The sequence below is a fragment of the Streptomyces sp. 142MFCol3.1 genome (genome assembly GCF_000424945.1).
GTDB lineage: Bacteria > Actinomycetota > Actinomycetes > Streptomycetales > Streptomycetaceae > Streptomyces > Streptomyces siamensis.
The window spans coordinates 240,253-257,098 of the sequence record NZ_AUKV01000005.1 but is presented as its reverse complement, the minus strand read 5'-3'; the positions used below and the strand labels follow the sequence as shown (position 1 = coordinate 257,098).

The window sequence follows — 16,846 nt, the reverse complement described above, 5'->3', positions numbered from 1 at the left end:
CCGGCAGGTCGAGCGTCGGCGTCCTGCGCATGACTCAGGGGGCCTTCTACGAGGAACGGCCGGGCCCGGCCGCCGGTGGCCGTGTCCAAAGCTCCGCGAACGCCGGCAGCGGGCTGTCGCCCCCCAGGCCCGATCGTCTGATCCTCAACGGCGTCGCGACACGGCCTGGATCGCTGCCGGGGTCAGCGCGGGGCTCAGGAGCTGAGGACGCCGACGATCCGAGCGGAGCTGGGCCTCAACGGCCGGATGGGGAGGGTGAGATGGGAGGTTCGGGAGGAGGAGTGAGCCGTATCGTGCCGCCTGGTTCGGTGCAGCCGTGCGCGCCGGACGTGAGGACGGTGCAGGCCTTCGCGTCGGACGGGGTGTCGGCCGCGACCATCGGGCTGTAGACGTCGGTGTCGTAGTGCACTGTGCCCTGGCGGATCGCGCCTTTCGCGGGCACCACGCGTGCGATGTCGCCCACGCCTCCCCAACTGATGCGCGCCCAGGCCGCCTTGCAGGAGTCGCTGTAGCGCAACTCGACGTATACGCCTTGGACCTTGGTGAGGGCCGAGGTCCAGGGGTCGCCGCATCCCTCCGTCTTCGGATCCTTGCCGGCACAGCTCTGCTCGAAGCAAGTGATGTCGAGCTGATTCCCGCCGGAGCCGCCTGTGCTGGAAGGCCGATGTGTGTCGGCCGAACCCCTGAGAGGGTGCGTCACCCGGAGCGCGACGGTGCCCCCGCCGATGACGAGCGCCATGGCGGCGGACAGCACGATCCAGCGGCGGGCGGCCCAGCCGGTCCACGACTCAAGTGGGAGCCTTCGGCGCCGCAGGCCCGTGGTCGTGTCGGTCGGCAACCGCGCGTCATCGGTCGCCGCCGAGGTCGCGGAGGACGGACCCGACTCATCGGGCTGAGGGGATGCGACGTGCTCGCGAGCCTTGGCGGGCTTGGGTGCGGTGCCGGGGGCGGGCCCTTCCCGCTGCTCCGAGGAGCCCTGTCGGCTCCAGGCTCGTGCCGCCAGCTCCCACAGCGCGGCAAGCCGCGCCTGATCCGCGCTGACCATCCGCGCCAACGCGTCCGCGGCCTGCCGGGGTGGCAGAGACTTGCCGTTCAGATAGCGCTCCCATGACGACTTGCTGTACAGCGTGCGCTCGGCCAGCGCGGCCAGACTCAGACCGCTGCGGTCCTTGAGGCGCCGCAACTGTTCGACGAGGGCGCGCACGTCCGGTTCGAGCGTGTCGGGAAGCGGTTTCCGGTCAGCCATGTTCCACCTCGGTGGCTCTCACCCGTCATGGCTCCCCACCCTGCTGGAAGCGCAGTCCCGAGCAGACCCGCTGGGGGCCGGATCGAGCCAAAACGATGACGGGGTGTCAGGGATCGGGGTATGACGGGTTTATGAACTCGCCTGGCTGCGTCGGCCGACGGGCGGCCCTGTCGGCCGCCGTCTGCTCGGTCGTCTTCGCTGCGACCTGTGCCGCGAGCGCGCCGTCCGCCGATCACGCGACGTATGTGACCGGTTCCGGTGCCTTCGCCGACGACTGGAGCGAGGAACCTCTCTTGGAGGCGGGACGGACGCCTCGCAGCGATCTGGTCGGGCTGTGGCAGGCCATCTTGTGGGCGGACGGCTATGTGTCCAGCTCTGGGATCACATGCGCGTTCGACACCGCCACGAGCAGGGCGACCCAGACATGGCAGACCAACCACGGCCTCGGCGCCGACGGAGTCGTCGGCGCGGCAACGTTCGGCTTCGCGGCTCGAAGACTCGTCTCGGCGCCGCCGTGGACGGCGTACCGCGGCGAGAAGTACACCCTGCCCCTGCTCCGTGGCCGCGGTGGGCTGTACGAGGTGTATGACGGGGGCCGCCTCCACGGGCTGCGGACGAATGAGGTCACCCTGACGAGCTGCCGCCGCTGACCGGTCGGGCCCAGCTGTCGTGCTCCGTCACACAGAGCTGGTGATCGAGGGACTGATCGGCCGCGCCGTCCGAGCCGTCCCAGCGGTCCGAACGGTCTCGATTCGAGACGACGACGCAGGCCAGCGCTCCCCGCGGAGTTGCGACCGTCATCGCGGTGCGCGAGGCGCCGGGACGTGTGTGCTGGGTTGCGACGCCCTGGGCGGCGACGAGCAGCCGCTCCGTTCCACGGGCCGGTCCCGCCTCGGCCCAGACCGCGTGACAGGCCTGGCTGTACCGCAGGGTGAGGACGGTCCCGTAGGTGCGCAGCGCGTGCACGACCGTGCTGAAGCGGTCGCACCGCTCCCGGTAGGGGTCCTGCCCCTGGCAGGAGCGACCATGGCAGCCCACTCCCGCAGACCCCGCGTCCGACGACCGCAGCGGCCACGGCCACGCCGGCGCGCCCGGCGGTGCCCCACGCGGCACGGGCGCTCTGCCGGGACCGCCGCTCCAGAGGTGAACGAGGGCCAGAACGGCGATCAAGGCGCCGGCCCCGATGACGGCACCGACAGCCACCCCTCTTCGGCCGACGACGACGGCGGCTGTCCCAAGACCGCTGCCTGAAGGAGGCGTGGATCCGGGCGGGCCAGGGGGTGCCGGGCCGCTCTTCGGCGGCCCGGGAGGAGGCACGTCCCCTTCGGACCCAGCGAGTTGCATGGTCCCGTCCTGCCAGGCCACCGCAGCCGACTCCCAAAGGACGCGTAACCGCCCCTCGTCCGCGTCGGCCAGCCGGCCGAGCAGCTTGACCGCCCGCCACGGGGGCAGCTTGCGTCCGTTGAGGTAGCGGTGCCAAGACGTCGTGCTGTACGCGGTCTCGGTAGCGAGTGAGGCCAGGCTCAGCCCCGCACGATCCTTGTACAGCCGCAGCTCTTCGACCAACCGGCTTGCCTGGTCGGGGAGCTCAACCCGCAACGGCCGCCATCGGCTCATCAGCATCCCTCGCCCCGACCTCGTCCTCCCTGCCCCGCCAATGTCTCACCGCGCGTCCCACGCCGTCCCGGCACCGTGTCAGACCGCACCGTCTTTTCACAGGTCAGCACGTGGGGCGTCCCGGTCTTTTCCCCACTGCCCGGGCTCTCTTGTGAGATCCAAGGCCGGCCCGGCACGGTCGATGACGCAAGGACACGAGCCGGGCGGCAGGGTGCACACCCGACACGGGAAGCCGGACCGCCTGCCAACACGGGGAGGTAGGCACCAACATGTACTCACGGAAGAACACCGCACGAAAGAGGATCGTCCTCGCCGCAGCCGCCACGGCGCTCGGCGCCGGCCTGGCCCTCGCCCCCTCGGCGAGCGCCTCGACGGACGGCATGAATCCGCACGCCGCTCCGTTCAGCGGCCCGTTCAAGGCGTGGACCGCCTCGCACCACGCTTCGGACATCGCGGGGGCGTGGGCACACGGCCACAGGGGCCCCCTCGACAACGGCCGAATCATGGTGGACGGAACGCTGTACGACACCAAGTACGACCACAAGGCGGCCTGCGTGCAGATCCACGCCAAGTACGCCGACGGCGGCACTCGTGACGAGTGGGTGTACACGAGCAGCAAGAACGGAAAATCCATCGGTCCCGGTGGTGGCTACACCTTCGCGTCGAGTGTACGGACGATCTGGGTGCGTGAGGGCCTCGGCAACGGAGGTCACTGCACGAGGATGGCCAGGGGCGTGCACACCATCTATCAGCGCTGAGGATTCAGCAACGGACGCTGAGCGCGGCGTGCCGCCAGGCCGAGGCGACGAGCCGCCCGGTGCTCTCAGGTGACACAGTCGAGAGTGCGGAACGGGGCTCGCGGTGGAGGGGGAAGCCGCGAGCCCGTTCCTCGCAGCAGTCGGATGCTCCGGCCCTCGTCGGTCACGAGGGCCGGCCACCCCCGAGCCCGGTGACCGGAGATGGGCCCGGCCACGTCCATCCCCGCACCGGCGTACGAGAGTTGCCGGCTCCACCGTCGACGACCCAGTGCCGTCTCCTTTGCCGTAGGCGTACTCTGCTTGGCAGTGGGTGCCGGGGTCCGAGAACATCGACGACGATCAGTGACCGGGGGCGATCATGAGCGTCGGGTCCGCGCAGCGGCCTATGCGTGTTGCCGTCATCGGAGTAGGCGTCCTCGGCGCCTGTGTGGGCTGGAACTTGTCGCGGCACGGGGCCGATGTGATCTTCATCGACGCGGGCCGGCCAGGCGAAGGCGTCACCAACTGGTCCTTCTCGTGGGTCAACGCCAGCAACAAGACCGTGCGCAGGTCCTACTTCGACCTGAACGTCGCGGGCATGGCGGCTCACCGTGAGCTCGCGGAGACCATCGGGCCGGACTCGTGGTGGTATCCCAGCGGCCATCTGCGCTGGGCCGGCGATCCCGCAGCGGAGGCGAAGTTCCTGGAAACAGCCGAGCTGCTGGCCAGTTGGGACTACAGGGTCGAGGTGCACACGGGAGACGAGGTGCGCCGTCGCCTCGAACCCGCTCTCACCGTGCCCGGCAGGACTCCGGTCCTGTTCTACCCCGACGAAGGGTGGGTACACGGTCGCCATCTCGTCGGCCGCCTGGTCGACCGAGCCGTCGAGTCCGGTTCCGAACGCCGGTCCGGCGCCGCGGTCCGCGACATCGGCATCCGCGCCGATGGGAGCATCCGGACAGTGGCCCTGTCGGACGGGAGCCGTCTCGACGTAGACGCCGTCGTGAACTCAGCGGGACCCAGCGCCTCCCAGGTCGCCGGGCTCATCACGCGTCCCCTGCCAATGCGCCGGGAACCGGGCGTCGTCACCCGGATCGACTGTGCCCAGGTCCCGGTTCACCGGGCCCTGCACGCGCCCCACATCGAGATCCGCCCTGACGGAGATACTTCGATGGTCCTCCACAGCCGCGAAATCGACGCGCTCATCGACACAGGTGAAGACCCGGCGGAACTCTCCCGGATGCTCCACGAATCGGCGCAGCGCGTCATTCCTGAACTCGGCAACTCCCGCATCGCACAGGCACGGGTGGCCCAACGGCCCATCCCGGCCGACGGATTCCCCTCGGTGGGAGCGGTGCCCTCTGTGCCCGGCTATTACGAGGCCGTCTCCCACAGCGGCATCACGCTCGGGCCGGTGATCGGCCGACTGCTCGCTTCGGAGATCCTGACCGGGAAGAGAGACACCCTGCTTGCGGACTTCCGCCCGGAGAGATTCTCCCCGTGACTGCGTCGAAAGGCGCCGGGCGTATCTGGTACGAACAAGACTGCCTGTCTCTCCTCGCCATCGCGGACCGGGAAAGGAACGAGCCTCGCCACCGTGCGTCTGGCAGTGCTCCAGAGGAACGATGTTCCCCTCCCGGCCGAGCCCTGTCCCGGCCACCCGAGAAGAAGTTGACCCCGGACGTGCCATGTCCGCGGTCGCTCAGGGCCTCGGTCCTGACCTCGTAACCGATGGACACGACGGAACAGGGACGCGATCGGCGTGTGGCGCCCTGCGACCGGAAGCCGCCGATCGCCAGTTCCGGATTGTCGGGCATCCCCGATGCGGAAAGACCTGTCACGCATGGATGCTGGTGCAGGCCAACAGAAACGGAGCGTCAGTGGAAGCGAGCACAACCCGCAGCGTGGTACGGGCACGGACGGGATCGGCTTTGGCCATCACTGTCCTTCTGCTGCCCCTCTGTGGGTACGGACTGGCCCGGACCGGGGCAGTCCCCCAAAGCACACCGATCATGCTCGGCCTGCTGTCCGGGATCGTCGGCTTCGTCCTCCTCCCTGCACTGTGCGAGGAACGAGCCCCGTTCCGGCACTCGTCGTCGCGTCTGGCTGCGCGCACCCTGACCGGCGAACGATCCATCGACCTGAACCGGATCGCCACCGTCCGACTGATGACGACCTTTTCGTACGGCAAGACGTACCGCACCCTCGTAGTACGTGACACCCACGGTGTTCGCCTGGGCATCACGACCGAGAGAAGCCGCAGGAAGCTGCGCCGGGCGGTCGAGAAGGCGGATGCCGACGCCGCGCACGGTGCCCCGGGACCCCGAGTCAGCCGTGCGGCCCGGACATATCTGGGCCTCGCGCCCGAGCGAGGGCTCATCGTCCACACGGTTCTCGCCTTTCTGCTGGTGACGGCGTCCGCGAGTCTGTACGTGATCGTCGCGCTCCGACTCGGCGGACAGTGAGCCCACCCGTGATGAAGGACCACCCCCTCACAGCCTTTGCCCCAGGCTCAACCATGCCGGGCACCTGTGGGCCTTCGCCTCGTCGAAGGCCGCTCCGGGCGCGAACGCCCACTACCGCCGACGGCGCGAGCGCGGTGACTGGCATGCGCATGCCCAGCGGCATCTGTTCAGCGCCGAATGACCGGCCAGCTCTTCCACTGCCTCCACCGAGGGGAACTGTCCGACGAACAAACGGCGTTCCCCTCCCTTCTCGCGGAGTCAGCTTGACGCTTGGCTCCGTGAGATGTCTTTGTCAGGGCTTCTTGTGCGGCTCTTCGCCCACACGGTCCACCACGGCGCGCTGGAGTACCGCGGTCGTCTGTATCACGCTGCCGGCCTTGCCGATCACCGTGTCCTCCCGCGTGACATCGCGGAAACCGAGGAAGGCGTACGTCGACTTGTCGAAAATCCACTCCTGGCGGTCTTCGGCCTGACCGTCCAGCGTGATCGCGACGCCGTGCCGGCCTACGGCGTCCACCGCGTCGGGGATCACCCTGGTGCCCGGGATCTGGGCGGCGGCACGGTAGAGGAACGCCGTGGTCTGCGGGTCCACGGACTCCTGGAGCATGCCGCCGAGATACTCGAAGACCCACGGCATGCTCACGGCGGGGCGCATGTTCCCCTTGGTGTTCTCCGCGTTCTCCATCTGCCTTCGCCAGTCGGCCTCGATCGCCCGAATCGCCGCGGCCGGGTCGCGAGGCAGGCCGGCCAGGTCCTCGAAGGGGCTCTGCGTGTGCCCGGGGCCTCCGACCGTCCCCTCCCCGGGGCCGGGGAAGTCGAAGCGTTCAGGGGCCTTGTCGCCGTACGCCTGGGCGCCGCCCTGGCTCCGGGACCAAGGAATCCACTCCCGAAGAGTCTGCAACTTCGTGAGTTTTCCAGCGGTCTTGGAGTACTTCTTGTGCACATGGCCGTGCTTGTCGGTCCACATCGCCTGGAGGGGGTTGTCCCTTCCGGCAGACACGCTGCGGATGTACACGTACTGGTGGTGGCCGACCTTGACGGCGGGTTCGCGGGAGACCACGGCGGCGGCGTTCTCCAGGAGCGTCGACGCCTTGGAGGGGGCGGACTGCACGGTGTCGGGGTGCCGGCCGTGGTGGTCGACGCCGGTGATGAGGACCGCGGCCGCTACGGCGGCCGCGGCGAGCGGGGCGACGACCGGCACCCAGCGCCTACGTCGACGTCTCGGCGCCGTCACGGCGTCCGCGGCGGCCTCGGGGGCGGTCGCGGGTACGGACTGACGGATCTCGCTCAACAGGTGCTCCTTGAGGACGCGCAGGCGGTCATCGGGCAGATCCCGGGCAGCCGGGGTCGGCAGCATCCGGGCCGCGTCCGCGCGCTCGGCGGACTCTGTTGCGTCGAAGCCGTCGTGAGCCGTCTTGGCGTTCATCGGTTCTGCTCCTGGATCGACCGGGCCGCGATCGTGCGGCCACCCTGTTGCTGTCCGGAACCGGGCGCCGGTTCCGTCCTGCCGGAAGCGAGTTCCTCGTCTGTCAATTGCCGCAACCGGCGCCGGGCGCGAGAGAGGCGGGAGCGGACCGTGCCGATCGGCACGTCCAGCGCCTCCGCTGCCGCCGCATAGTCGAGGTCCGCCCACACGCAGAGCGCGAACACCTCCCGCTCGCCGCGACGGAGCCGCCGCAGTGCCCGTTGCGCTGCGGCCAGTCGCCCGGCGTCCTCCATCCGTTCGACGACCTCGTCCGCGAAGTCCGGCGCGGTGTCGTGCGGCGGGACGCGGCTGAGTGCGGCCTGGTGGCGGCGAGCGGCCCGCGTGGTGTTGCGCAGCACATTGGTGGCGATGCCGAGCAGCCACGGCAGCAGGCCGTCGCCGTCGGGCCGCACCGTCGCGCGCAGCCGCCACGCCTCCAGAAAGGTCAGCGACACCACGTCCTCGGCCGTCGCCCAGTTCCCGGTGACCCGGACCGCGTACCGGTGCACTGTCCGAGCATGTTCGTCGAATATCGACCCGAAGGCTTCCGGATCACCGGAGCGCAGCCGGGCGCGCAAGGAAAGTTCCACACCTGATCCTGTCCGCACGCGCCACCGGGTTCCCGGAGATCTCCGTGACTCAGGTCACAACTGTGGACTGTAAGAAGGGCGGTGCAACTCCGGTCACCAAAAGTGCGCTTGTCACCAGTGCGGACTTGGCGATGGGGGCGACGGTTCATCGAGGAGTTCGTCTCCGGGGCCCGGCCCGAGCGCCTGGAGGTCTCCGGCCTGGCCCCGCACCGTAGACGTCTGCACAAGCGGCTACCGGTGGGCCCTGCTCGCCCTCGCCGCCGCCTGCGGCCGGGCCTTCGTCGCCTCGGTCAGCCGTGGCCCCGACAGCTCGTCAGCTGACCCCGTTCAACGCCAGGAGGGGCATTCCTTTTGCAGCGGAGGTCTTCGCGCAGCCGTAGTCCGCCGTTGGGATGTCGGTATTGCCGTAGCGGCGCAAGGGGGACACGGGCCCATCGCACGTTCGCCGGTGGATTCGGATCCCCGGCCCGCGCGTCGAGCGCACGCACACGATCCGTTTCGATGCGCGCCGGCACGAGGCCCACCACGCGGATTCCGCGCGGCCCTGTTCGTCAGCGAGGATCTCGCGTAACCGGCCGGAGCGGGCCGCAGGCATTCGAGAAGGTGAGGCCCGGGATCGGCTCGTTTCGGTTCCCGGGGTTTCGCCGGTGCGATCAAGGCCTGGCCGCGCGATCCGGGCCTGCCAAAAACGACCTGGTCGACCCAGAGACGACCTGGTCGACGCCGCAGTGGCATGCGCTCCAGCCTGGTGGGCCGAATCAGGCGCCTGCCTTGAGCTGCGTGCGTGAAACTCCCACCCGTGTGGAAGCCGGCGGATGAGGGCGTATCGGCTCACCGTCTGCGAATCCTCCGGCGCGCCGTCGATCAGAGATCGCCGGCTGCCGGCACTTCCTGGATCCCGACCGGGCGCTCGGGCATGAGGCCGAGGAGGCCCACCTCCAGCTCCTGCCCCGCATGAACGAGGGAGTTTCTCGCCATGCGGTGGGGCTTCGCGACGGACCGAACCGGCGCACAGGACAGGTCCGGGCCTGGTCCCGCAGGAGAGTGCGGTCACGACGGACCTACGGGGACCCAAGGCCCCTTTCGGTCCCGTTCCCGCTGGTCAGAGCTTTCCGCCGATCTCGCATGCCTGGCACGGCGGCCGGCCGCAGGTGCACTGCGTGATGGCCTCAAGGACCTCACGGTCGTGGTAGAGGCACTCGTCCTTGCAGGTATGGCGCGGGATGAATCCCGCCGGGATCTCACCGGGCCACGGCTCGTGACCGTCCCTGCAGCGGACGAACCGCTCGGGGTCGTTCGAGTGCAGGTCGTGCATGCTCGTCCGCGCCTCGTCCTCCAGCTCCCGCACTCGCTCCACCAGGCTCTTCAGCTCGGCGGCGATGCTGGAGTACCGGTCGGCGCCGGTCCGGACGTGTGCGGCCCGCAGCGCCATGGCTGCGTTGCCCAGAAATCTGCCGGCATCCTGAAGATCGGTCACGTGATGCATCTGAATGCCGTTCACGCCCCGTACCCACACGGCGTCCATGCTGCTCACTGAACCACCTTCCCGGCATTCGCCTTGGTCAACTTGCGAAACAGTATGCGCGGCGCCAGCGCCTCCGCATAGGAAAATCTGTCTATTAAGCAAGCTAAAGGTCCCGATCGCTCCTTGCTAGCAGATTCGGAGTGAATCGGGTCACGACAGGCGTGGGCTCTCATCAGGCATGACACAGCCGAAGGTCCATTGCTCCACTCATGGATCTTCGGCTGAATCTTCCAATCGATCTTCTGTTGATTTCTTGTCCGCTGTCCGACGACTGCTACCAGCCGGAATTATTGGAGTGCCGACGGTCAGGCCCGGGGCGAACTGTCACCGTCGTCCGGCGGCAGCCAGCCGCGCCGTTCCGACTCACACGCGCTATCCGGCGACTGTGTAGGAACGCGCTCCCGTTCCGGCAAGCCCTCCGCCGTCGACGATCAGGTACTCCGAACGGATGGGGCGCCCGTCGAACCAGCATTCCAGAATCTCGCGGGTACCGGCCGCGTAACGGGCCTGTGCCGAGAGGGTCGAACCGGATACGTGCGGAGTCATCGCCTCGGACGGCATGGTGCGCCAAGGATGATCGGGCGGGGGCGGCTGCGGGTACCAGACGTCGCCCGCGTAGCCGGCCAGCTGGCCGCTGTTGAGGGCCGCCACCACGGCGTCCCGGTCGACGATGAGCGCGCGTGCGGTGTTGACGATGTACGAACCGCGCCTCATGGCCCCGATCATGTCTTCGTCGAAGAGGTTCTGCGTCTGCGGATGCAGCGGCGCGTGGATCGACAGCACATCGACCGAGGCGGCGAGCGAACGTGCGTCAGGATGCCAGGTCAGCCCAAGTTCTTCCTCGACCTCCCTGGGGAGCCGGTGCACGTCGGAGTAGTGCAGATTCACCTCGAAGGGCTTGAGGCGGCGCAGTACGGCCTGACCGATGCGGCCGGAGCCGAGGACGCCGACGTCCATGCCTTCGATGTCGTAGGCGCGCGCGACGCTGTCCGCGATGTTCCAGCCCTTCTTGCCGGTCACCCAGTCGTGGGCGGGCACGAAGTTGTGCACCAGGATGAGGATCTGCATGACGGCGTGTTCGGACACGCTGATGCTGTTGCTGAAGGTCACCTCCGCCACCGTCATGCCGTGGGCGATCGCGCTCGGCAGGTCGACATGGTCCGACCCGATCCCCGCGGTGATCGCGAGTTTGAGCCGGGGTGCGGCGGCGATCCGCTCAGCGGTCAGATAGGCGGGCCAGAAGGGCTGCGAGATGACCACGTCACTGTCGGGCAGCTCGCGGTCCAAAGTGGATTCGGGTGGTTCCTTGTCACTGGTGACGACATAGGTGTCGCCCCGGTCTTCCAGGAACCGGCGTAGTCCCAGTTCTCCCGAGACGCTGCCGAGGAGCTGCCCCGGAGTGAAATCCAGGCCTTGTGGGGTCGGCGTCGTCTGACCGCCCGGATAGCCGGTGATGGCCGGGATTTCGTCGCGGGCGTAGTCCGGAGGATAACCGTCCACGGGGTCGGGATAGAGCACCGCAAGGATCTTTGCCATGGTCGTCCTCCATCGGTGGTTCCGCTGTCTCCGGCGAGACCGGTCGGGTACCGATGATCTCCAATTTTAATTGAGCTGGCGGTGATGCTGCAATCCCCACGCCTGATGGGGGGTTGGGCCAATGGATAGGGATGCAGCCATTTCGATGAGGCCTATGTCAGGAGTCCGGGCGACAGCGTCCACGCAGCCGAACTCCCGTAAGGAGGAGCCGAACCCTGCTGCCGTGCTGACGTTATGCGCACGGATGGCGCCGGGGTGTGCCGCCCCTGAGGTCGCACCCGTCCGTGTGGTCCGCCGCCCGCGGATCTCCGTGGGCCGGTCCGCAAGCGGCGGCGGCCGATCTTGTCCGAGCGGCTCGACGGCTTGTCCGATGAGGGTCGTTGCTCGCCGGGCGCACGAGGCCGGGCTGTCCGGAGCAACCTGCCGGCTCGACGACCCCGTCCCACCAGCAGTTGTCGCATGTGAGAGCTCGTCAGGCGACAGAGTGGAGCGAAGTCATCACAGCCTCCCAAGGGTCGGAAGCCGATCAGGGCCTTGCGGATACTCTCCCGGACTTGACACGCGGAATTACGAGACGAATCCTTGAAGTTAGGAATCATGCTGTGGCATCGGCCCGTCCGGGCGCGCCACAACATAGCAGGGTTGGCTGGCGTCCACCGAAATCCGGAGGCTGCTGATGGCCACCTACGAATATCTATGCAGCCGTTGCGGGTCGTTCGATGTGAAGTTGCAGATCGGGACGGCTCCCAAGGTTTACGGTTGCCCTGTTTGCGCCGCCGTCGCGAGACGCGTGTATTCCTCGCCCGGCCTCTCACTGACCTCGAATTCGGTCGCCGCCCTCCATGTGCAGGAGGAACAGGCACGCGAGGCCCCGGCAGTAGTCTCCGAAGTGCCGCCACGCACGAGGGCGCCAAGGCGTCCTCACCCCGCACTCTCGCGGTTGCCGCGTCCCTGAGGGCGGTGGTGGACAAGGCAGAACGTCTCGTACGACATCGAAACGACGTCGTCCCGTAGTGGTGCGCAGAATGCGGCATCACGCCATGCGGGCCCATGGATGACGCACATTCGCGGCAACTCATCCGCGGCCCGCAGTCCAGGAATTACCCGATTCCGCCCCGGCCACGCGGACCTAGGAGGTGCGTCCCGTGGGAAACGTGGGACTGCTCTTTGTCGGCGCGGTGCTCTTCATGAACGGGTTGCTGCTCCTCGGGAAGGTAGATGCCCGGTCGGGAGCAGTGTTCAACCTCTTCGTAGGCGCACTGCAGGTACTGACGCCGACCTACCTCATCTTCACCGCGAACGGCGACAACACGAAGATCCTGGCCGCGTCCGGCATCTTCCTGTTCGGCTTCACCTACCTCTACGTAGGTATCGGCCTGCTCATCGGTCTCGACACCAGCGGTGTCGGCTACTACTCGCTGTTCGTGGCGGTCGTCGCTCTGGGGTACTCGTACGTCAGTTTCCATCTCTTCAAGGACTATCCCTTCGGGGTCATCTGGCTCTACTGGTCCTTCCTGTGGTTCCTGTTCTTCTTGCTGCTCGGTCTCAAGAAGGAGAGCCTCACGATCTACACCGGTTGGGTCACGGCGATCGAAGGCTGGGTCACCGGCGTGATCCCGGCGGGCCTGCTGCTCTCCGGCTACTGGAAGCACCCCGACGAGACCGCCATCGCATTGGGCGCCTTCGGCGTGGTCGTGTTCGCGGCCCTGTGGCCACTCACCCGGAAGTCGCGCCAGGCCACCTCGACCGCCCCGCCGGCCGGAAGCGTGGACGCACCGACGTGACCGGATCAAAGAATGAGGAGTTCTCATGCCTGAAATTCTCTTCAGCGTGGACCATGCCAAGTCGATGCGTGACCAGGATGTGCCCGGCCACAACAGATGGCACCCGGACATCCCGACCGTCGCCATGGTGAAGCCAGGAGCAGAGTTCCGTATGGAGTGCCGCGACTGGACCGACTGCCAGGTCGGCAACAACGACACCGCGAACGACGTACGCGACATCGATCTGACCATCCCGCACATGCTCAGCGGCCCGATAGGCGTGGAGGGCGCCGAACCCGGCGACCTGCTCGTCGTCGACATCCTCGACCTCGGCCCCGTGCCGCAGCAGACCGGGGACGCGGCAGGACAGGGCTGGGGCTATACCGGCATCTTCGCCAAGGCCAACGGCGGAGGCTTCCTGACTGACTACTTCCCGGACGCCTACAAGGCGGTATGGGACTTCCACGGGCAGCAGGCCGTCTCCCGCCACCTTCCCGGGATTCGCTTCACCGGAATCACCCACCCCGGGTTGTTCGGAACCGCCCCGTCCGCCGAGATGCTCGCCCGTTGGAACGCTCGCGAGCAGGCACTCATCGACACGGACCCCAACCGTGTCCCGCCCCTCGCCGTACCGCCGGACAGCACCAACGCCCTTGCCGGCACGGCCACCGGAGACCTCGCACAGCGCATCGGCGCGGAAGGCGCGCGCACGGTGCCGGCCCGCGAGAACGGAGGCAACCACGACATCAAGAACTTCACCCGGGGATCGAGAGTCTTCTACCCCGTGCACGTCAAGGACGCCAAGCTCTCCGGAGGCGACCTCCACTTCAGCCAGGGCGACGGAGAGATCACCTTCTGCGGCGCCATCGAGATGGGCGGCTTCATCGACTTCCACGTCGACCTGATCAAGGGCGGCATGGAGACGTACGGCATTTCCACCAACCCCGTGTTCATCCCGGGCAACGTCGAGCCGAGGTACACGGAGTTCCTCACGTTCATCGGCATCTCCGTGGACCATGACACGGACACGAACTACTACCTCGACGCGACGCTGGCCTACCGCCGGGCCTGCCTCAACGCCGTCGAGTACTTCAAGAAGTTCGGCTACAGCGGAGAGCAGGCGTACCTGCTGCTCGGCTCCTCGCCGATAGAGGGACGCATCAGCGGCATAGTCGACATTCCCAACGCCTGCTGCTCCCTCTACGTACCCACCGCCATGTTCGACTTCGACGTCCGGCCGACCGCCGCGGGCCCGAACAAGGCCGACCGCGGCCAAGCCGCGCTGACCACTGCCTGAACCGGACAACGAGGGGTTCGCGAAAGTACATCTGCCGATCGACACACAGGCGTCACCGATAACCTCGGTGGCGCCTCCTCTGTGGCTCTGGTGGACGCGGCGCGGGCTCTAGTGGACGCGGCGCGCCTTGTGCCTGCCGACGTCGAAACGAGCTCGGGCAGGTAGGTGGGCCACTCCGGTGCAGTCGCGTGCACGCGCGACCGGGCCCGTACACAGCGCCTGCAGCACGGGGCCGGGTGCGCCGTGCTCGGTCAGTGTGAGGGCCACTCGGAGGCGCGGGTGCGCCGGCCGTCCGCTGATGTGGACATGCGCGTGCTCGACATCGGTCAGCGCACGTGTTTCGGTGGTGATCGCGTCGCTGAGGGCACTGGCTCTCAGTTCGACGTTGTCGGGTGGCCGCGTGCCGCCCAGGTCCACCGAATCGGGACGGTGGCGACGTACTTGGGCGAGCAGCCACAGAAGGGCCAGGACGACTGTCAGGAAGAGGCCGGCGATGACAGCGGGCCACCACCAGCCCTGGTCGCTCCAACGGGTGCGGTCGGCCCTGCTGAGCAGGACGTCGTGGGGCGTGGCCCACGGCCAGTCGGCGGGCGGTGCCAGGTGAAGCCGACGGTAGAGGTCGAGGCCCGCGGCCAGGACCAGCAGGCCGCCACCGAGCAGCACCAGGCCGCTGACGGCCAGCAGGAGACGGTTGAGTGTGGATCGACCGTTCATGGCACGCTTCCTGGGGTTGGGTCAACCGGTGGGTTGCCGTGTGCGAACCGCCAGCCGCGGCGTGTGTGCCAGAGCGAGCTGACGGCACTGTTCGTGCAACGCCTGGGCGAGTTCTCCGCGGACGGTCTCGGGATCACGGAAGCGGACGTCCGCGCGGGCGCTGACGCGGTGGCGGCCGACCCGGACACGGGCTCGGCTGACGCCCGGGACCCGCAACGCCGCATCCCGCAGCAGCAATTCGGCGCCACGCCGGTTCAGCCACGCCCCCACCTCCGCGCAGCCCTCAGGCGTCCGTAGCGGCAACAGCCGTCGCATGCCGGGGGTGAATGCGAGGACCAGTAGCCACAGACCGAGCACTGCGGCGACGGCGCCACCGATCAGCAGCCAAGGGTCGTCCACCGGCCGGGTGGCGAACTCGTCGGCGAGGCGGGTGCGCCACGCCCTGTCAGGCTGTCCGGCGCGCGCGGCGATCACGTCGTACAGAAGCGTCCCTGCGACACAGAGCGTCACCACCGCGACCAGTGCGGCTGGGACGCGGCGCGGCGACCACAGGCGCGGTGACCTCGTACCCCCGCCGTCGGGCGGCTGGGGCTGCGCCTCGGGAGCGTGCCCGCCCGGCCGTGCGGTGTCAGCAGCCCCCTGGGCGTCGAGTGTCATGACGACCCTCCTTTGCCGGTTCTGTGGCGCTCGGACGGCGGCGTCACTGGACGCGGCCCGGCCGGTCTGCAGTGGCCAGCCGCCGAATGATCAACGTGACGGCGCTGATGTGCAGGCCTGTCAACTGGGCCACCCGGTCCGCTACTTCCCGTTGCAGGTGCCGGCAGGCGCCCGCGATGTCGGTGGGGTACGGAAGGTCCACCGACAGTGCGAGGTGCGCCGTCCCCTCGTGCGTGCTCACGCGAACACCAGGTGCGGCCATCTCCGTGAGCGGCTCTCCAGGCCCGCCGAGCCGGTGCAGTGCCGTACTCGCGACACGGGCGGCGATGCGCGCCACGACCCGATCCGGTATCACCGTCGCGCCACGCTCGGCAGGCGGCGGGGGCCGTCGGGTGTCGGGCGCGTGCCCGCCCTGCGCGTGCGCCGGTGAGCGGACGCCCGGGGTGGTGCTCACCCTTGCCGCCGGGTGGACATGTCTCGTTGCCGCCGGGTGAACACGTCCATGTCGCCCTGCAGGACGAGACCGACGACCAGGCCCACCGCGCCCAGGGCGGCCACCAGGAGGAAAGCCCAGAAGCCGCCGAAGTAGCCGGCGAAACCCAGTGCCATTCCGGCCGCCAGACCCACTGTTGCTGTATTCATCGCTCACTCACCTGTCCCACCGACAAATCATTGGACGCGCCCCTGAGCCGACTCGCTCTCTTCTTCCTCGTCGGGAAGCTTCACGTCGTCGACGACGAGGTTGACCTCGACGACCTCCAGGCCGGTCATGCGCTCCACGGCGGAGATGACGTTGACGCGGACCTCGGCTGCCACGTCGACGATGGAGTAGCCGTACTCCACGACGACATCGAGGTCCACAGCAGCCTGGCTTTCGCCCACCTCGACCTTCACGCCGCGGCTGACGCCGCCGGCCCCCCCACCGGGGACGCGTTCGCGCATGGCGCCGATGGCGCGGGCCATGCCCGCACCGAGGGCGTGGATACCGGGTACTTCTCGGGCCGCCATCCCCGCGATCTTGGCCACGACGCCGTCGGCGATGGTCGTTCTGCCCCGTGTCTCGGGTGAGGTGCCGGCGCCGGTGGGCCCCTTCAGCATGGTCGCGGCCCCACGGGAGCCGTCCTGTCCGGTGGAGGGCCGGTCGGTGGTGTCCGTCATGACAGTCGCCTCGATCCATCGCTGCGGGCACCGGCACAGCGCCCGTCACATGGTTGGACACACCTGTCGGACAAAT

At 68.4% G+C, this 16,846-nt stretch carries 18 protein-coding genes and 2 pseudogenes; 8 read left to right on the top strand and 12 right to left on the bottom strand.

The annotated features are described in order from the left end of the window. Window positions 1-235: 235 nt before the first annotated feature. The gene (locus H305_RS53325; protein ID WP_051370467.1) at window positions 236-1,246 is read right to left on the bottom strand and encodes a helix-turn-helix domain-containing protein; all 1,011 of its coding nucleotides are present in this window, start codon (window positions 1,244-1,246) and stop codon (window positions 236-238) included. 131 nt (window positions 1,247-1,377) lie between these two features. Between H305_RS53325 and H305_RS49310 the strand changes: the two genes are divergently transcribed. Next, entirely contained in the window at window positions 1,378-1,896 is a 519-nt protein-coding gene (locus tag H305_RS49310) for a peptidoglycan-binding domain-containing protein (protein ID WP_051370466.1), read from the top strand. Here H305_RS49310 and H305_RS54600 read toward each other — a convergent pair. Beyond that, window positions 1,871-2,284: a DUF2690 domain-containing protein gene (locus tag H305_RS54600; protein ID WP_028800161.1), complete on the bottom strand. Its 414-nt coding sequence runs from the start codon at window positions 2,282-2,284 to the stop codon at window positions 1,871-1,873. The two genes, H305_RS49310 and H305_RS54600, sit on opposite strands and share 26 nt — an antisense overlap. Window positions 2,285-2,647: 363 nt before the next feature. Next, a pseudogene (locus tag H305_RS56335) lies at window positions 2,648-2,863 on the bottom strand (helix-turn-helix domain-containing protein); the annotation flags it as partial. A 269-nt stretch (window positions 2,864-3,132) separates the two neighbouring features. On the opposite strand from H305_RS56335, the gene H305_RS0109315 reads away from it, so the two are divergent. The 4 genes and pseudogenes from H305_RS0109315 to H305_RS54595 all read left to right on the top strand — a co-directional run. Next, the gene (locus H305_RS0109315) at window positions 3,133-3,621 is read left to right on the top strand and encodes a hypothetical protein (protein ID WP_028800160.1); all 489 of its coding nucleotides are present in this window, start codon (window positions 3,133-3,135) and stop codon (window positions 3,619-3,621) included. 358 nt (window positions 3,622-3,979) lie between these two features. Next, window positions 3,980-5,104, top strand: a complete 1,125-nt coding sequence (locus H305_RS0109310; RefSeq protein ID WP_199791366.1) for an NAD(P)/FAD-dependent oxidoreductase — start codon at window positions 3,980-3,982, stop codon at window positions 5,102-5,104. 508 nt (window positions 5,105-5,612) lie between these two features. Beyond that, entirely contained in the window at window positions 5,613-6,065 is a 453-nt protein-coding gene (locus tag H305_RS0109305; protein WP_234020682.1) for a hypothetical protein, read from the top strand. 43 nt (window positions 6,066-6,108) lie between these two features. Beyond that, window positions 6,109-6,332, top strand: a pseudogene (locus H305_RS54595) (IS110 family transposase); the annotation flags it as partial. 25 nt (window positions 6,333-6,357) lie between these two features. Here H305_RS54595 and H305_RS0109300 read toward each other — a convergent pair. From H305_RS0109300 to H305_RS0109280, 4 genes are all read right to left on the bottom strand, one after another. Beyond that, window positions 6,358-7,491 (bottom strand): CU044_5270 family protein, encoded by a 1,134-nt coding sequence (locus H305_RS0109300; protein ID WP_028800157.1) that lies wholly within the window; start codon window positions 7,489-7,491, stop codon window positions 6,358-6,360. Then, window positions 7,488-8,120 (bottom strand): RNA polymerase sigma factor, encoded by a 633-nt coding sequence (locus tag H305_RS0109295; RefSeq protein ID WP_051370465.1) that lies wholly within the window; start codon window positions 8,118-8,120, stop codon window positions 7,488-7,490. The genes H305_RS0109300 and H305_RS0109295 overlap by 4 nt, the downstream gene beginning before the upstream one ends. Before the next feature lie 1,102 nt (window positions 8,121-9,222). Further along, on the bottom strand, window positions 9,223-9,645 hold the full coding sequence (locus tag H305_RS0109285; protein WP_028800155.1) for a hypothetical protein: 423 nt from the start codon (window positions 9,643-9,645) through the stop codon (window positions 9,223-9,225). Window positions 9,646-10,017: 372 nt separating this feature from the next. After that, a complete protein-coding gene (locus H305_RS0109280) occupies window positions 10,018-11,181 on the bottom strand; it encodes an NAD-dependent formate dehydrogenase (protein ID WP_028800154.1) in 1,164 nt (387 codons plus the stop codon). A gap of 676 nt (window positions 11,182-11,857) precedes the next feature. Here H305_RS0109280 and H305_RS56330 point away from each other — a divergent pair. The 3 genes from H305_RS56330 (at window position 11,858) to fmdA (ending at window position 14,241) form a co-directional block, all read left to right on the top strand. Next, entirely contained in the window at window positions 11,858-12,136 is a 279-nt protein-coding gene (locus H305_RS56330) for an FmdB family zinc ribbon protein (RefSeq protein WP_078628942.1), read from the top strand. Between the two features lie 190 nt (window positions 12,137-12,326). Beyond that, entirely contained in the window at window positions 12,327-12,965 is a 639-nt protein-coding gene (locus tag H305_RS0109275; RefSeq protein ID WP_028800153.1) for an AmiS/UreI family transporter, read from the top strand. 25 nt (window positions 12,966-12,990) lie between these two features. Continuing rightward, window positions 12,991-14,241, top strand: a complete 1,251-nt coding sequence (gene fmdA / locus H305_RS0109270; protein ID WP_028800152.1) for a formamidase — start codon at window positions 12,991-12,993, stop codon at window positions 14,239-14,241. Window positions 14,242-14,349: 108 nt separating this feature from the next. Here fmdA and amaP read toward each other — a convergent pair whose 3' ends face one another. The 5 genes from amaP to H305_RS0109245 all read right to left on the bottom strand — a co-directional run bounded on the left by amaP (window position 14,350) and on the right by H305_RS0109245 (window position 16,770). After that, window positions 14,350-14,955 carry an alkaline shock response membrane anchor protein AmaP gene (amaP, locus tag H305_RS0109265; RefSeq protein WP_028800151.1) on the bottom strand — a complete coding sequence of 202 codons (606 nt, stop codon included), beginning with the start codon at window positions 14,953-14,955 and terminating at the stop codon, window positions 14,350-14,352. A gap of 21 nt (window positions 14,956-14,976) precedes the next feature. After that, window positions 14,977-15,612, bottom strand: coding sequence for a DUF6286 domain-containing protein (locus tag H305_RS45105; protein WP_234020680.1), 636 nt, complete (start codon window positions 15,610-15,612; stop codon window positions 14,977-14,979). 43 nt (window positions 15,613-15,655) lie between these two features. Beyond that, on the bottom strand, window positions 15,656-15,853 hold the full coding sequence (locus tag H305_RS54590) for a hypothetical protein (RefSeq protein WP_051370464.1): 198 nt from the start codon (window positions 15,851-15,853) through the stop codon (window positions 15,656-15,658). A 209-nt stretch (window positions 15,854-16,062) separates the two neighbouring features. Beyond that, window positions 16,063-16,254: a membrane protein gene (locus H305_RS0109250; RefSeq protein ID WP_028800150.1), complete on the bottom strand. Its 192-nt coding sequence runs from the start codon at window positions 16,252-16,254 to the stop codon at window positions 16,063-16,065. Window positions 16,255-16,281: 27 nt separating this feature from the next. Further along, window positions 16,282-16,770 carry an Asp23/Gls24 family envelope stress response protein gene (locus H305_RS0109245; RefSeq protein ID WP_028800149.1) on the bottom strand — a complete coding sequence of 163 codons (489 nt, stop codon included), beginning with the start codon at window positions 16,768-16,770 and terminating at the stop codon, window positions 16,282-16,284. Between the last annotated feature and the right edge of the window lie 76 nt (window positions 16,771-16,846).

Bases quoted from the DNA above. Each gene is read 5' to 3' on its own strand.
- H305_RS53325 (WP_051370467.1), bottom strand. From the start codon at position 1,246: ATGGCTGACCGGAAACCGCTTCCCGACACGCTCGAACCGGACGTGCGC.
- H305_RS49310 (WP_051370466.1), top strand. From the start codon at position 1,378: ATGAACTCGCCTGGCTGCGTCGGCCGACGGGCGGCCCTGTCGGCCGCC.
- H305_RS0109315 (WP_028800160.1), top strand. From the start codon at position 3,133: ATGTACTCACGGAAGAACACCGCACGAAAGAGGATCGTCCTCGCCGCA.
- H305_RS0109310 (WP_199791366.1), top strand. From the start codon at position 3,980: ATGAGCGTCGGGTCCGCGCAGCGGCCTATGCGTGTTGCCGTCATCGGA.
- H305_RS0109305 (WP_234020682.1), top strand. From the start codon at position 5,613: ATGCTCGGCCTGCTGTCCGGGATCGTCGGCTTCGTCCTCCTCCCTGCA.
- H305_RS0109300 (WP_028800157.1), bottom strand. From the start codon at position 7,491: ATGAACGCCAAGACGGCTCACGACGGCTTCGACGCAACAGAGTCCGCC.
- H305_RS0109285 (WP_028800155.1), bottom strand. From the start codon at position 9,645: ATGGACGCCGTGTGGGTACGGGGCGTGAACGGCATTCAGATGCATCAC.
- H305_RS0109280 (WP_028800154.1), bottom strand. From the start codon at position 11,181: ATGGCAAAGATCCTTGCGGTGCTCTATCCCGACCCCGTGGACGGTTAT.
- H305_RS56330 (WP_078628942.1), top strand. From the start codon at position 11,858: ATGGCCACCTACGAATATCTATGCAGCCGTTGCGGGTCGTTCGATGTG.
- fmdA (WP_028800152.1), top strand. From the start codon at position 12,991: ATGCCTGAAATTCTCTTCAGCGTGGACCATGCCAAGTCGATGCGTGAC.
- amaP (WP_028800151.1), bottom strand. From the start codon at position 14,955: ATGAACGGTCGATCCACACTCAACCGTCTCCTGCTGGCCGTCAGCGGC.
- H305_RS45105 (WP_234020680.1), bottom strand. From the start codon at position 15,612: ATGACACTCGACGCCCAGGGGGCTGCTGACACCGCACGGCCGGGCGGG.
- H305_RS0109250 (WP_028800150.1), bottom strand. From the start codon at position 16,254: ATGAATACAGCAACAGTGGGTCTGGCGGCCGGAATGGCACTGGGTTTC.
- H305_RS0109245 (WP_028800149.1), bottom strand. From the start codon at position 16,770: ATGACGGACACCACCGACCGGCCCTCCACCGGACAGGACGGCTCCCGT.